Source organism: Methanocrinis sp., from assembly GCF_049974945.1.
GTDB lineage: Archaea > Halobacteriota > Methanosarcinia > Methanotrichales > Methanotrichaceae > Methanocrinis.
Genome location: NZ_JBNGCU010000056.1, coordinates 1 through 11,981, shown reverse-complemented (window position 1 = coordinate 11,981; position 11,981 = coordinate 1). Strand labels below are relative to the sequence as shown.

15 protein-coding genes and 1 tRNA gene are annotated in these 11,981 nt (G+C 53.6%); 7 read left to right on the top strand and 9 right to left on the bottom strand.

The window, feature by feature from the left end:
* Positions 1 to 228, top strand: a 228-nt coding sequence (locus ACP5EL_RS06845; RefSeq protein WP_428401770.1) for a hypothetical protein, incomplete at its 5' end; no start/stop codon positions are given.
* A 1,060-nt stretch (positions 229 to 1,288) separates the two neighbouring features.
* Here ACP5EL_RS06845 and ACP5EL_RS06840 read toward each other — a convergent pair.
* The 3 genes from ACP5EL_RS06840 to ACP5EL_RS06830 form a co-directional block, all read right to left on the bottom strand.
* Entirely contained in the window at positions 1,289 to 2,074 is a 786-nt protein-coding gene (locus tag ACP5EL_RS06840; RefSeq protein WP_428401769.1) for a hypothetical protein, read from the bottom strand.
* A gap of 286 nt (positions 2,075 to 2,360) precedes the next feature.
* Positions 2,361 to 2,436, bottom strand: a tRNA-Pro gene (locus ACP5EL_RS06835).
* A gap of 37 nt (positions 2,437 to 2,473) precedes the next feature.
* Complete coding sequence (locus ACP5EL_RS06830) at positions 2,474 to 2,722, bottom strand: hypothetical protein (RefSeq protein ID WP_428401768.1); 249 nt, start codon at positions 2,720 to 2,722, stop codon at positions 2,474 to 2,476.
* 218 nt (positions 2,723 to 2,940) lie between these two features.
* Here ACP5EL_RS06830 and nifS point away from each other — a divergent pair, with 218 nt between their 5' ends.
* Complete coding sequence (gene nifS / locus ACP5EL_RS06825) at positions 2,941 to 4,101, top strand: cysteine desulfurase NifS (protein ID WP_428401767.1); 1,161 nt, start codon at positions 2,941 to 2,943, stop codon at positions 4,099 to 4,101.
* 22 nt (positions 4,102 to 4,123) lie between these two features.
* On the opposite strand, the gene ACP5EL_RS06820 is transcribed toward nifS, so the two are convergent.
* Entirely contained in the window at positions 4,124 to 4,579 is a 456-nt protein-coding gene (locus ACP5EL_RS06820) for a PUA domain-containing protein (protein WP_428401766.1), read from the bottom strand.
* Between the two features lie 158 nt (positions 4,580 to 4,737).
* Here ACP5EL_RS06820 and glyA point away from each other — a divergent pair, with 158 nt between their 5' ends.
* Genes glyA through ACP5EL_RS06800 form a run of 4 tightly spaced genes read left to right on the top strand, consistent with a single transcriptional unit; the run spans position 4,738 to position 8,136 of the window.
* Entirely contained in the window at positions 4,738 to 5,982 is a 1,245-nt protein-coding gene (gene glyA / locus ACP5EL_RS06815; RefSeq protein WP_428401765.1) for a serine hydroxymethyltransferase, read from the top strand.
* Positions 5,979 to 6,830 (top strand): bifunctional 5,10-methylenetetrahydrofolate dehydrogenase/5,10-methenyltetrahydrofolate cyclohydrolase, encoded by an 852-nt coding sequence (locus tag ACP5EL_RS06810; RefSeq protein ID WP_428401764.1) that lies wholly within the window; start codon positions 5,979 to 5,981, stop codon positions 6,828 to 6,830. The genes glyA and ACP5EL_RS06810 overlap by 4 nt, the downstream gene beginning before the upstream one ends.
* Positions 6,831 to 6,847: 17 nt before the next feature.
* Positions 6,848 to 7,468, top strand: a complete 621-nt coding sequence (locus ACP5EL_RS06805) for a DUF2121 domain-containing protein (protein WP_428401763.1) — start codon at positions 6,848 to 6,850, stop codon at positions 7,466 to 7,468.
* Positions 7,444 to 8,136, top strand: coding sequence for a molybdenum cofactor guanylyltransferase (locus tag ACP5EL_RS06800; RefSeq protein WP_428401762.1), 693 nt, complete (start codon positions 7,444 to 7,446; stop codon positions 8,134 to 8,136). Before ACP5EL_RS06805 ends, ACP5EL_RS06800 begins: the two co-directional genes overlap by 25 nt.
* Here ACP5EL_RS06800 and ACP5EL_RS06795 read toward each other — a convergent pair.
* The 3 genes from ACP5EL_RS06795 to ACP5EL_RS06785 are packed head-to-tail and all read right to left on the bottom strand — an operon-like array spanning position 8,057 to position 8,742.
* Positions 8,057 to 8,239, bottom strand: coding sequence for a hypothetical protein (locus tag ACP5EL_RS06795; protein WP_428401761.1), 183 nt, complete (start codon positions 8,237 to 8,239; stop codon positions 8,057 to 8,059). The genes ACP5EL_RS06800 and ACP5EL_RS06795 overlap by 80 nt on opposite strands.
* Before the next feature lie 57 nt (positions 8,240 to 8,296).
* Entirely contained in the window at positions 8,297 to 8,479 is a 183-nt protein-coding gene (locus ACP5EL_RS06790; RefSeq protein ID WP_428401760.1) for a hypothetical protein, read from the bottom strand.
* Positions 8,480 to 8,535: 56 nt separating this feature from the next.
* Positions 8,536 to 8,742: a hypothetical protein gene (locus ACP5EL_RS06785; protein ID WP_428401759.1), complete on the bottom strand. Its 207-nt coding sequence runs from the start codon at positions 8,740 to 8,742 to the stop codon at positions 8,536 to 8,538.
* A 165-nt stretch (positions 8,743 to 8,907) separates the two neighbouring features.
* Here ACP5EL_RS06785 and ACP5EL_RS06780 point away from each other — a divergent pair, with 165 nt between their 5' ends.
* Positions 8,908 to 9,861: a tyrosine--tRNA ligase gene (locus ACP5EL_RS06780; RefSeq protein WP_428401758.1), complete on the top strand. Its 954-nt coding sequence runs from the start codon at positions 8,908 to 8,910 to the stop codon at positions 9,859 to 9,861.
* Between the two features lie 84 nt (positions 9,862 to 9,945).
* Here the strand turns inward: ACP5EL_RS06780 and ACP5EL_RS06775 are convergent, their stop codons facing one another.
* Positions 9,946 to 10,602: a DUF3226 domain-containing protein gene (locus ACP5EL_RS06775; RefSeq protein WP_428401757.1), complete on the bottom strand. Its 657-nt coding sequence runs from the start codon at positions 10,600 to 10,602 to the stop codon at positions 9,946 to 9,948.
* Positions 10,603 to 10,606: 4 nt separating this feature from the next.
* A complete protein-coding gene (locus ACP5EL_RS06770; protein WP_428401756.1) occupies positions 10,607 to 11,707 on the bottom strand; it encodes an AAA family ATPase in 1,101 nt (366 codons plus the stop codon).
* Positions 11,708 to 11,981 lie beyond the last annotated feature (274 nt).

The following is an 11,981-nucleotide window of genomic DNA, read 5'->3' as shown; positions in this document are numbered from 1 at the left end:
GACGACGAGGATGAAGCTGGACAGAACGACGAGTCCGACGACGAGGATGAAGCTGCATTAGTAATAGCCATCCTTGCCAATATGATCACCGAACTACTGAAACTTACACCCAGGATGTTAAGTCCCAATCGCAGAGCTCCCATAGAGATCAAGGATACACCCTTGCTCAAAGTTGAGGATTCTATCGAATCCCAAAAACAAGAGTCGGGTAAGCAAATTACAAAGTGATGCCATCAAGAGTTTGATGGTATCGAATTTTTTAATTATCATTAACTTTAAAAACCGTTTTGATCCCCATCATGTCCAAATAATACAGAAGTAAATTATGGGGCCACGGCGATTTGAACGCCGATTACAGGACCCCCAGGCGCGCTTGAAATCGCTTCGCGATTTCGGCGCGCTGGATGTTGTTTTTTGTCATATTCTCTAGGCAGAAAGCAGAACTAGGTTTTCTTCGCTGCTAAGGATGCGGTCTAAGTGGCGAAAATCAATGTGGATTGGAGCATATCAAAGTCTGGCGACAACGACCAGGCCCTTCGAAGATTCAAGCGGTACTTGATGGGGCTTGGTCGGAGCGAAGGCACCATAGACGGCTATCTCGGAAATGTCAAGCGATATCTGACCTTTGCGGGAACTGATCGGCCTTCTTCGGCGGACTGGGAACGATTCCATTGGTCATCGGTTAAGAGAAGAATCGCGATGAGGCAGCGATCTCGGTAGCAAGTTCGGTGAGATTGGCTTGGTCAAGGAGGCTACAGCAAGTCGGTCCTGAAATCGGATCAAATCTAGATGGCGCATAATTCGTGTGAAAAATGGCGAGATCGTGTAGCTTAAACTCCTTAACCGATGACCCATGGGAACGATTCAGGGAAACTTTAGTCGATCGAAAGCTAGCCCGATCCTCTCTAAACCAATACGGCTATGAGGCAAAGGCTTATCACGTGAGGATGATAAAACCGGCATTCCGCAGGTAGGCTGTGAAAAATTAAGAATTTTTAGCTCAGCATGTTGTGCAGAAAATCAAATCAAATACTCAATTATTGTAAATAATAATTTTATTTGAATATGTTAACACCGCATTAACAATCCAGTTTCTTATAAAAAAGCGCCCATTATATTCTAAGTCTTTATGGCGCTAGCCTGATCCGACCTTAATAATGCGTCGAATGATATCGATTCTCAAAAAATCGATAGCAGGAAAATTAGTGAGCGTTCAAACCGTTAATGCGAAATGCCGGATAAAAGATTGGAAATGGAGGTTCAAGGTCACAGCCTTCAAGGTCACAGATTATTTGCCGGCAAGTTTTCTTTCCTGCCTTCCTAATTGTCTTAAAATAATTGGATAATAAGAACTTAGCATACGTTGTTCATCTGATCCAACGTAACTGTTATGGGCTACTAGATTTCTAATGGATGTTAAATCAATGATTTTTTGTTTTATCCAGGGTATTGATGGAAAGTAACTTTTAAATATGTCCCAATTATTTTCGATTATGGTACCCAATTCTGGAAAATCTGTGTAAAAAATATCAGAAGTGCCCCTTATGCATATCCACCCATCTGAAGATTCGTATTTCTTTCTAGTTTCTATTTTCTTTATTATGTCATTATTTATGTGTAATCGATTAAAATAATCATCTCCGTAATTTTCTAGTCCTACATCCTCGATAAGCAGTCGTAGAGAGTTTTCAACACAATACAAATAGAGATATACAAAGGACATTTCACTTCCTTTGTTTAGGACTTCTTGTGGCAAAATATTACGTGATAGAGTTCTCTCTATACTTTCTTGGATATGTATTATCTCTCGTTTTAATTTGCCTCCTGCATCCTCTCCAACTTTAGGAATAATTTCTACATCTACAACGTCATAGCCATCGGTGGGATCCACGATGTCATTACAATATTTCTTTAAAGATTTTTTTCTTGTATTATCAAGATGATCGTATTTATCTAACGGAACGCGAAAATGAACCTTCATACTACAAGCGTTCCATCTAATGCCTGAATATGTTGTTGAAGTAATTACGTTGCAATCTGACTCTTCTAATATATCAACCGTTTCGTCATCCATTTTAGTTCGTATATATTTTACTAATGTATATAAATATTTATCCGCGTAGTTTTGATCTAACTCAGGGTAACTAAACTCTACTGTACTCATATATGAACCACCACCACAAATACATAAATGGAATTAGTAACCAAGACCCCCAGTGATCTTTAAGTCTCTTAAACGTTTTGTGTAGCACCACAAAACGCACGCTTATTTAGCAATTAAATTTATGTAGCATAATAGTACAAACGACTATGCTAAGCAGCAAGAAAACCCGACAAAACCACTTTCAAGAGACCTAAAATGGTGGGGCCACGGCGATTTGAACGCCGGTTACAGGACCCCCAGTCCTGTGGGATACCAGGCTACCCTATGGCCCCGCTGCGGATTCGAGGACGCTGACCACCCATATAAAGCTTATCGCCCGGTGGCCTCGCGCCTCGCGCCGACCTCCACCATCCACAGGCCGCAGAGGACCAGAAGGCCGTTGAAGAAGAAGGCTATCGGGTTCAGGGCGTCCGGGACGATGGTGAAGAGGAAGACCCCCGCCGCAACCGTCCCCAGGCCCGCCATGACGATCCCCGCCCGGACCGAGACCAAGGTGTAAAGGATGCCCACAGTTATCAGAACTATCCCCGCCATTATCAGCGGGTTGAAGGCTATCATATTCCGTAATCTTGCGGCCGTTTACTTATAAGTTGTCGTCTCTTCCCCTTTGGTCGCCCCTCTTTTTCCGCCGCGGGTGGGTTTTTGCACAGGTCCGATCCGTCGCCCGCCTTTGGCCCTCGGGGTTATCGCGCCGCCCGGCCTCTGGTCGCCCTCGCCCTCCCCTGTCTTCCCTCCCTTCGCCGCCTATTTACCCTATGGGCTCCTCGGATTTCCTCATGAAGAGGATCTACATGGACCACGCCGCCACCACCCCTATGGCCCCGGAGGTGGTCGAGGCGATGAAGACCGCCTTCGTCGAGATCTTCGGCAACGCCTCCAGCCTCCACCAGCCGGGCCTTGAGGCCCGGGCCGCCCTGGAGGAGGCCCGGGAGAAGGTCGCGGAGCTGATCGGGGCGGAGGCGGAGGAGGTCTACTTCACCAGCGGCGGGACCGAGTCGGACAACCTGGCCATCAAGGGCGTCGCCCTCGCAAAGCGCGACCGCGGGCGTCACATCATCACCACCTCCATCGAGCACCCCGCGGTCCTGGAGCCTTGTCGATATCTGGAGGGGCAGGGCTTCGAGGTGACTTATCTGCCGGTGACTCGGGAGGGGCTGGTCGAGGTCGAGGCCCTGGAGTCGGCGATCAGGGAGGACACCATCTTGATATCGATGATGCACGCAAACAACGAGATCGGGACAATCCAGCCCATATCTGAGGCGGGCTCGATCGCCCGCGATCGGGGGATCGCCTTCCATACCGACGCCGTCCAGACCGTGGGCAAGATCCCGGCGAAGGTCGACGAGCTGGGGGTCGATCTGCTCTCCCTGTCGTCGCACAAGCTCCACGGCCCCAAGGGGGTCGGCGCCCTCTACATCCGGGAGGGGACAGAGATCGAGTCGATCATTCACGGCGGAGGCCACGAGCGGGGGCTGAGGTCGGGAACCGAGAACGTCCCCGGGATCGTGGGCCTGGCGACGGCGGCGGAGCTCGCGGGTGCGAATCTGGAGGAGGATATGGCGCGGATGGCGGGGATGAGGGACCGGCTCGCCGAGTTCGTCCTGGCCAGGGTCGAGGACTCCTGGGTGAACGGCTCTCGGACCAAGAGGCTTCCCAACAACGCGAACCTCGGCTTCTCCTTCATCGAGGGGGAGGCGCTCCTGCTGCGGCTCGACGCCGAGGGGATAGCAGTCTCCACCGGGTCGGCCTGCTCCTCGAAGAAGACGGTGGCAAGCCACGTCCTCACCGCCATCGGCCTGCGGCCCGAGGAGGCCCACGGGTCGCTGCGGATAACCCTGGGAAGGGAGAACACCGACCAGGAGGTCGATTACGTCGCCAGGACCATCGTGGAGGTGGCGGAGAGCCTCCTGGCCATGTCTCCCTTCAGAAAATCTTGAGGGCTGATGAAATTCCCATCCCTCAGTCCTCCTCCTGGCCAGACCGCACCAGCACCGCTGGGCCCCGATTGATCTCCATCATCTCCTCCGGGGAGAGGACTGCCTTTCCGGTGGCGATGAGGCTCCCCTCCTCGTCGACGACCAGGACCTCCTCCCCGGCCCTGATCTCGGGGTCGACCCCGACGACGTGCTTGGCAAAGGCCGTTCCGCCGCGGGCGACGTAGGGCGCCACCTCGCTTAAGATGACCACCCTCTGCCTCGGTGCCGGGAGGTGGTCATAGAGGAGCCGTGCGCCGAGGCCGCTCAAGGTCAGGAGGCCGTCTCTCGCCCGGACCGTCGCTATCCTCTCATCCTTACGATAAAGGTGCCTCAGCCTTCCGGTATTCGAGAGCGTAAAGGTGGTATCGTCTCCGAAGAGGGCGCGCCCGCTCCCGCGCCCGAACTGAAAGTCGGCTATAATCCTCGCCCGTCTGAGCATCGATCCCGGTTTTTGCCTTATGGGCTAAAAAGGCTGTCGTGATGGACGGGGCTCGGGCTGGCCGCCACCTCACCGGCGCAGCACCAATGCCGCCGACCACCATAACCTATTTTGCCCCCCAAGCAATCTCTCCAGAAGATCGTTTACCGGTGATTTAATTGAACTTCCTGGATGATGCTGATCCCGAGATCGCCTCGGCTATAAAAGACGAGCTGGAGCGACAGAGAAACGGCCTGGAGCTGATCGCCGCCGAGAACTTCACCAGCCCCGCGGTGATGGAGGCCTACAACAACGTGATGACAAACAAGTATGCAGAGGGCTATCCTGGCAGACGGTACTACGGCGGTTGCACCTTCGTCGACGTCGCCGAGAACCTGGCAAAAGACCGCTGTAAGGAGCTATTCGGGGCCGATCACGTCAACGTCCAGCCCCACAGCGGCTCTCAGGCGAACATGGCGGTCTACCTCGCCCTAGTCAAGCCCGGCGATACGGTCATGGGCATGGCCCTCGACCACGGCGGCCACCTCTCCCACGGCAGCCCCGTCAACTTCTCGGGCAAGATCTACGACATAGTCCATTACGGCGTCAACCGCGAGACCGAGATGCTCGACTACGGCGAGATGCTAAAGATCGCGAGAGAGTGCTCCCCCAAGATGATCGTCACCGGCGCCTCCGCATACCCCCGGACCATCGACTTCAAAGCCCTCCGGGAGGTGGCCGACGAGGTGGGTGCCTACCTGATGGCCGACATCGCCCACATCGCGGGCCTGGTGGCTGCAGGTGTCCACCCCTCGCCGATCCCCTACGCCGACGTGGTCACCACCACCACCCACAAGACCCTCCGGGGCCCTCGGGGCGGCGTCGTCATGTGCAAAGAGGAGATCGCCCCGGCCATCGATCGGGCGGTCTTTCCGGGCGTTCAGGGCGGCCCCCTGATGCACGTCATCGCCGCCAAGGCCGTCGCCTTCAAGGAGGCACTGACCCCCGAGTTCAAGCGCTACCAAGAGCAGGTGGTCAAGAACGCAGGCGTCATCGCCAAGACCCTCCTCGACCAGAGCTTCGAGCTGGTCAGCGGCGGGACGGACAACCACCTGATGCTGGTCAAGCTCCTGAAGATGGCCTACTCAGGAAAGGACGCCGAGGCTGCCCTGGAGAAAGCGGGGATCACCCTCAACAAGAACACCATACCCTTCGAGCCGACCTCTCCCTTCGTCACCAGCGGGATCAGGATAGGGACCCCTGCCGTCACCACCAGAGGGATGAAAGAGGAGGAGATGGTCCAGATCGCGAACATGATCGCTTCCGTCCTCCGGAACATCGATGATGAGAACGTCATCGCCAGGGTAAAAGACGAGGTGGCTGAGCTTTGTCTGAGGTTTCCCCTCTATCCGGAACTGGAATGATCATAGACGGGAAGGCCCTGGCCTCGGAGGTGGAGGCCGAGACGAGAGTAAGGGTCGAGGAGCTCGCAGCTCTGGGCCAGCGGCCGGGCCTGGCGACGATCATCGTCGGCGAGAACCCGGCCTCCGCGATGTACGTCCGGATCAAGCACTCGGCCTGCGACCGGGTCGGGATCAGGTCTGAGAACGTCAACCTTCCCGAGGACGCCGGGATCGACGAAATAATTGAGACGATCCGGGACCTGAACGGTAGGGAGGACGTAAACGGAATCCTCCTCCAGCTCCCCCTCCCCGGCAATCGAGACCCGGCTCTGGCGATGGCGGCGATCGACCCCGCAAAGGACGTGGACGGATTTCACCCCTTCAACATGGGCTCCCTTTTGGCCGGGGCGGAGAGGCTGGTTCCCTGCACCCCCAAGGGGATAATCTGGGCCCTCGAGCGGCTCGGAGTCGACCTGAAAGGAAAGGAGGCGGTGATCGTCGGCCACAGCAACGTCGTCGGAAAGCCTCTCGCGGCGATGATGCTCAACAGAAACGCCACCGTCTCCGTCTGCCACGTCTTCACCAGGGACCTTGCGGCCCACACCCGCAAGGCAGAAATTCTGGTGGTGGCGGCGGGGGTCCCCGGCCTGATCAAGGGGGATATGGTCAGGCCAGGAGCTTACGTCTTCGACGTGGGGATAAACAGGGTCGAGGGCAAGACCGTCGGCGACGTCGAGTTCGATGAGGCCCTGTTGGTGGCGGCCGCCGTGACCCCCGTGCCCGGAGGGGTTGGGCCCCTCACCGTCTCCATGCTGATGAGCCAGACGGCGACCGCAGCCAAGATGCAAGAGCAAATGAACGAGAGATGAAAACCTGATGAAAGCCGATGGATGGTGAGTTCGACTTGTCTCTGGTGGTGGCCTTCGCGGGCAAGAAGAGGGCGATGATAGGAGGGGACAAAAGGAGCATCGCTTTTTTCGGCGGAGCCGAAGCTCTGGAGGAGGAGCTTTACGGCGGCAAGATCAGGACCGATGATGAGCTCGAAAAGAGGGCCCAGGAGATTGGATCTGTTATCCACATAGCCGACGGCCGGGAGAAGGTATGGAAGAGACACGACGGCGAGGTTCTGGTGGGAGAGGTGACGGAGCTTTCCGCCAAGAGCCAGAGGCGAAGGAGAATCTACCTGGTTGCCGGAGGGTACATCCTCGTCGAGATCTCGGGGAAGAGGGCCGAGGTCTCGAAGAGGGGAAAGTCGACCCTGGTCATCCTGGGAAATAGATTCACAAGAGACTTCGCATACCAGCGGCTTGGAGCTGTCGGCAAGGCCCCAGACCTCTCGTCGATGAAGTCCCTATTTGAGGAGGCGAGGAGGGCGACCGCCTCGGTCAGCCCCGATTTCACCATTCTCAGCTCCGAAAAGATCTGCTCAAACCCTGAAGCAGTCCTTCTTGCGGCGCTCCGGGAAGACTGCGAGGAGAGGGGATGGGAACTCTTCGGTCTTGCGTGATCCTCGCCGGGGGCGCCGGAAGGAGGATCGGATCAGAGAAGGCTTTTCTTGAGTTCTTCGGATCGACGATGATCGAGCGGACCTTTGAGATCGTGGGCGAGGTCGTCGATGAGGTGGTGGTGGTGGCAAGAGATGAGGAGCAGCAAGCGAGGCTCCGGGATCTCGTTCCCGGAGCGAAGCTCGCTTGCGACTCGGTCCAGGGCTTTGGGCCCGTGGCGGGGCTTGCGGCCGGGATGGTCGAGGCCAAAGGTGAGCGCGCTCTGGCGGTGGGATGCGACCTCCCCTTTCTAAACCCCGAGGTCCTGGATCTCCTCTTCGATCTCGCCGATGGATATGACGCCGCCATACCGACGGGGGAGGGTGGCCTCGTAGAGCCGCTTCACGCCGTCTACAGGGCCGACTCTATGGCTCATGCCTGCGAGAAAGCCCTGGAGGCTGGCCAGCGCAGGATCAGGGCGCCACTGGAAGAGCTGTGGGTTAAAAACGTCTCCTTGGAGCTTCTCCGCCCCTTCGACCCGGAGCTTCTCAGCCTCTTCAACCTCAACACCGAAGACGACCTCTCCGAGGCCGGGCAGATCTACAGCCGTCTCAGAAGCGGTGGCGAAGGACCAAGTAGACGATGTAGACCACCAGGGCGAAGATCAAAATCCCCGCAAGAAATCCTATGATGTCCAGGAGGATCACGGCCACGATCAGGGCGACGACCAGGAGGATGATGTTTTTCAGGAGGGACCGGCTCCCTCCGCTCTGAGCTGGAATTTGACTAGTCATGTATCAAAATCTGTTCTTTGATATTATAACGATTTCTCTACCTAGTTTTTCTTCGTCTCAGAAGTAGCTTTGAAGGAGCCGGTATACGAAGTATACGACGACGGCGAAGAGGGCGAGCCTGAAGATGACCCCTATAAAGTTCCAGAGGAGGGCTACGATCACCACCGCCAGGACCAGAAAGATGATGTTCTGCTCGCGGCTCCTGATCCGCCCTGATCTGCCCAGCATTCTGCGTGACATGGCACGAGGATTGGCGGTGCCTTCGGATAACCCTTTCCATCGGAATTTGGGCAGGATCAGGATCGGGACTTGGAGACGACGTAGATCACGTAGACTATGACGAATAAGAGCAGGAATTTGGAGAGGAACCAGTAGGAGTTCCAGAAGACGAGGGAGAAGAGGACCGCGAGGAAGAGGAGGCCAACGGTCTTCTCCCTGGTCTTGTCGGCGTCCGTTCCGGCTGATGGCTTCTTCTCCGGCTTGCGCTTTCCCTTCTGCTTCACAACGACTTCCTCAGCGGAGGACCCTAATAACCCTTCCCTCGAAATAACTCTCCACCATCGAATCCTCGCTTCCTCACCGCCACCGCCGCCTCAAAAAATCCTCCTTTCCCAAAGGAACCAAAAGCGTTATACATCCCCTCTCCTCTGGGGTGGTGGTGATATCTGTTGGACAGGCTTGAGCTTGTGATCAGGAATGCAGAGGAGATCGTCACGCTGGACGAGCTCAAGGCGTTGATGGAGGGAAAAGAGCAGCCGAGGGCCTACGTCGGCTACGAGCCTAGCGGCAAGGTCCACATGGGCCACATGCTCACCGCAAATAAATTGATCGACCTTCAGGCTGCCGGGTTTGCGGTCGTCGTCCTCCTGGCGGACCTCCACGCCTACCTGAACGAGAAAGGGACCCTGGAAGAGGTGAGGGCGACGGCCGACTACAATCGGGACTGCTTCATCGCCCTGGGCCTGGACCCGGAGAAGACCGAGTTCGTCTACGGGACCGACTACCAGCTCGAGCCTGAGTACGTGAAGAACGTCCTGAAGATGGCGAGGAGCACCACCCTCAACCGGGCCCGCCGGTCGATGGACGAGGTGGGGCGGAATATGGACAACCCTCACGTATCCCAGATGATCTACCCCCTGATGCAGGCGGTGGACATCGCGGCCCTCAACGTCGACCTGGCCGTGGGCGGGATCGACCAGAGGAAGATCCACATGCTGGCAAGAGAAGAGATGCCGAAGCTCGGGCTCCAGCCGCCGGTATGTCTGCACACTCCAATCATCTCCGGCCTCAACGGCGGGAAGATGTCCTCCTCCAAGGGCAACTACATCTCGATCGACGATTCCGCCGAGGACCTGGACAAGAAGATCATGTCCGCCTACTGCCCGGCAAAGGATATCGAAGGAAACCCGGTCACCGAGCTGTTCAAGTATCACATCCTCCCCCGCCTGGGGAGCGTCACCATAAGCCGGCCCGAGAAGTTCGGAGGCAATGTGACCTACGATAAGTACGAGGCCCTGGAGATGGACTTCCTGGTCGGGAAGATGCACCCCCTCGACCTCAAGAAGAGCGCCGTCGAGCATCTCAACGCGATTTTGGAGCCGGTGAGGGAGAAGATGGGGTAAGGACGTTGATTAAGTAAGGTTTCGGTCCAATATCCTATTTATTTTTTGAAGATATACAACGTCGTCATATGCTGTGTCTACTCTTTATGTATTTCCTATCTCAAATAAAAATCTTTTAACATTATCGAAAACCTCATTGTAAAATTTGCCTTTCCAATAATTCGCCTGTGCTGATTCCCCTAGCCTCTTATCAGGTTCATTCTGTGATGCAAGGTAGACATGTATTTTTGCTTTGTCTTTAACCACTTCTCTCTGATCTATGCCACATCTATATATGCAATCAAAATATCCATCGATGCATGACATTACTGGATCGTCTTTAATAGCCCTTAAACAAAGAGATTCCAGCATCCCTTTGCTACTCATACCATCTGGCAATATCAAGATACTTGTGACGGGTGTTCCAGTTGATCGACATCCATAACTATCTGGTGCATATAATTCATTATCTTTGAGTGCTTGGCAAACGCTTTCGAATGCTGAAGAAGGATTGTCGTCAGCGTCTCGTATTACGCCAATTGATTTAACTCTAGCGAATCCTGAAAGCTTTCTAAGAGTTCCTAACCGTACTTTAAAATTCCTTCCAATTCCGATTGGCCAAATTTCTATGTCGTTTAAGTTCAAATCCTTTAGGAGGGCCGCGAAAAAGTTAGCGTCGTCCATGCCCTCAACTAACAAAAGATGAGATTGTTCAATACTGCTAGACTCTTTGGTTTTTATAGTAATAGTCGTACCTGGCACTATCTCATCTCACATCCATTTTAAATTCAAAAGCGGTATCTAGATCCAACTTGCTGAAGGTAACATCCTTAACAGTATCATCAATCCTATCCAACCGATGGACCAAGAGGTCGTATCGTTCTGCTTCGATGAATGCCTTATGGGCTGCAATAATGCACTCTAAGCTATGTGTCGTTGCAAAGACCTGGGTGTTAGAGCGTCTTGCAGCTCTGTCAATGGCAGCCCATACTTTTTGCATCATCGAATGATGAAATCCATTTTCGATTTCATCGACTAGGACTACGCCGTCTTTCGCGTTACCAATCGCTAATACTATGCTAGCAAGTTTCGACATTCCATCTCCCATGTAGGCGAGACGTAGCATCTGGCTAAGCCCTATATCACCATAAAGAACAGGTCCACCTCCAGAGGCTACTACAGAGATGTGTTTCAGCCCAGGTTCAAATATCTTAAGGGCTTCAAGAAGCATATCCTCTTCACCAATTATCTCAAGATTGCTAAATCTTTTAGCGTCTTCTTGAGGGGGAAAACGATAACGTGCAGGTTGGAAGATCGTCAGAAATGGCGGCGGCTTTATTATAGGCGTGCTAACACCCTTAGGGCCTATGCTCATGAAACTCGAACCAGATTTCTTCTTTCTGGATTCATTTTCAGCGGATTCTTCTTCGTAGTCTAACCTCAAAACTACGGTGTCCTCGGAGTCCAATGGAATATTCTCTAAAGTTGAGGTTCCATATTGAATAATAGGACCTTTTTCTGGAGACTCTTCAAAAGGCTGAACCGCCTTTAAATTGATCTTTCGAACTGACCCATCTGTAAATTTACCCTCTATTTCAATTGCACTATATTTATCAAAATTATTGAATAATGAATCCCATGGCGATTGTGTTGATCCTAACTCTATATGAATCTTATCGAATCCTCGGAATTTGTCAAGACCTAAAGTAAGTGAGGGATTATATGCACCACAGTGGAGGAACATTGCTTCAAGAAAGGCGGTTTTGCCCACATTGTTTTTCCCAGCTATCAAATTAATCCTTGCCATACTGTCCATGTTGAATTCCCGAAAGCCTCTGAATTTATTTATTTTAATGGATTTATACATATTGCACCTTCTGGCGTCCTAATCTCTAATCCTCGCTCAACTATAGATAGTATTCTGCTTCGAAACAGTCTGTCAGATTTCATTAAAAACCTTTGGGTTTAAGTCGACTTGCTCACACCACTCCCTAATAGAACGCGAGCCTACTCGCATAACGGTCGAAAGATCGCGAGCAGCCTCTCCTCGCCGGATAGCGGCTCCGGGTTCCGTCCCATTAGAGAGAGGAGCCGGACCTCCTCGCGGATCGAGAGCCTACGACGCCGATGGCTGTCTCTTG

Bases quoted from the DNA above. Each gene is read 5' to 3' on its own strand.
- nifS (WP_428401767.1), top strand. From the start codon at position 2,941: ATGAAGAGGATCTACATGGACCACGCCGCCACCACCCCTATGGCCCCG.
- ACP5EL_RS06820 (WP_428401766.1), bottom strand. From the start codon at position 4,579: ATGCTCAGACGGGCGAGGATTATAGCCGACTTTCAGTTCGGGCGCGGG.
- ACP5EL_RS06770 (WP_428401756.1), bottom strand. From the start codon at position 11,707: ATGTATAAATCCATTAAAATAAATAAATTCAGAGGCTTTCGGGAATTC.
- ACP5EL_RS06800 (WP_428401762.1), top strand. From the start codon at position 7,444: ATGGGAACTCTTCGGTCTTGCGTGATCCTCGCCGGGGGCGCCGGAAGG.
- ACP5EL_RS06805 (WP_428401763.1), top strand. From the start codon at position 6,848: ATGGATGGTGAGTTCGACTTGTCTCTGGTGGTGGCCTTCGCGGGCAAG.
- ACP5EL_RS06790 (WP_428401760.1), bottom strand. From the start codon at position 8,479: ATGTCACGCAGAATGCTGGGCAGATCAGGGCGGATCAGGAGCCGCGAG.
- ACP5EL_RS06795 (WP_428401761.1), bottom strand. From the start codon at position 8,239: ATGACTAGTCAAATTCCAGCTCAGAGCGGAGGGAGCCGGTCCCTCCTG.
- ACP5EL_RS06840 (WP_428401769.1), bottom strand. From the start codon at position 2,074: ATGGATGACGAAACGGTTGATATATTAGAAGAGTCAGATTGCAACGTA.
- ACP5EL_RS06830 (WP_428401768.1), bottom strand. From the start codon at position 2,722: ATGATAGCCTTCAACCCGCTGATAATGGCGGGGATAGTTCTGATAACT.
- ACP5EL_RS06810 (WP_428401764.1), top strand. From the start codon at position 5,979: ATGATCATAGACGGGAAGGCCCTGGCCTCGGAGGTGGAGGCCGAGACG.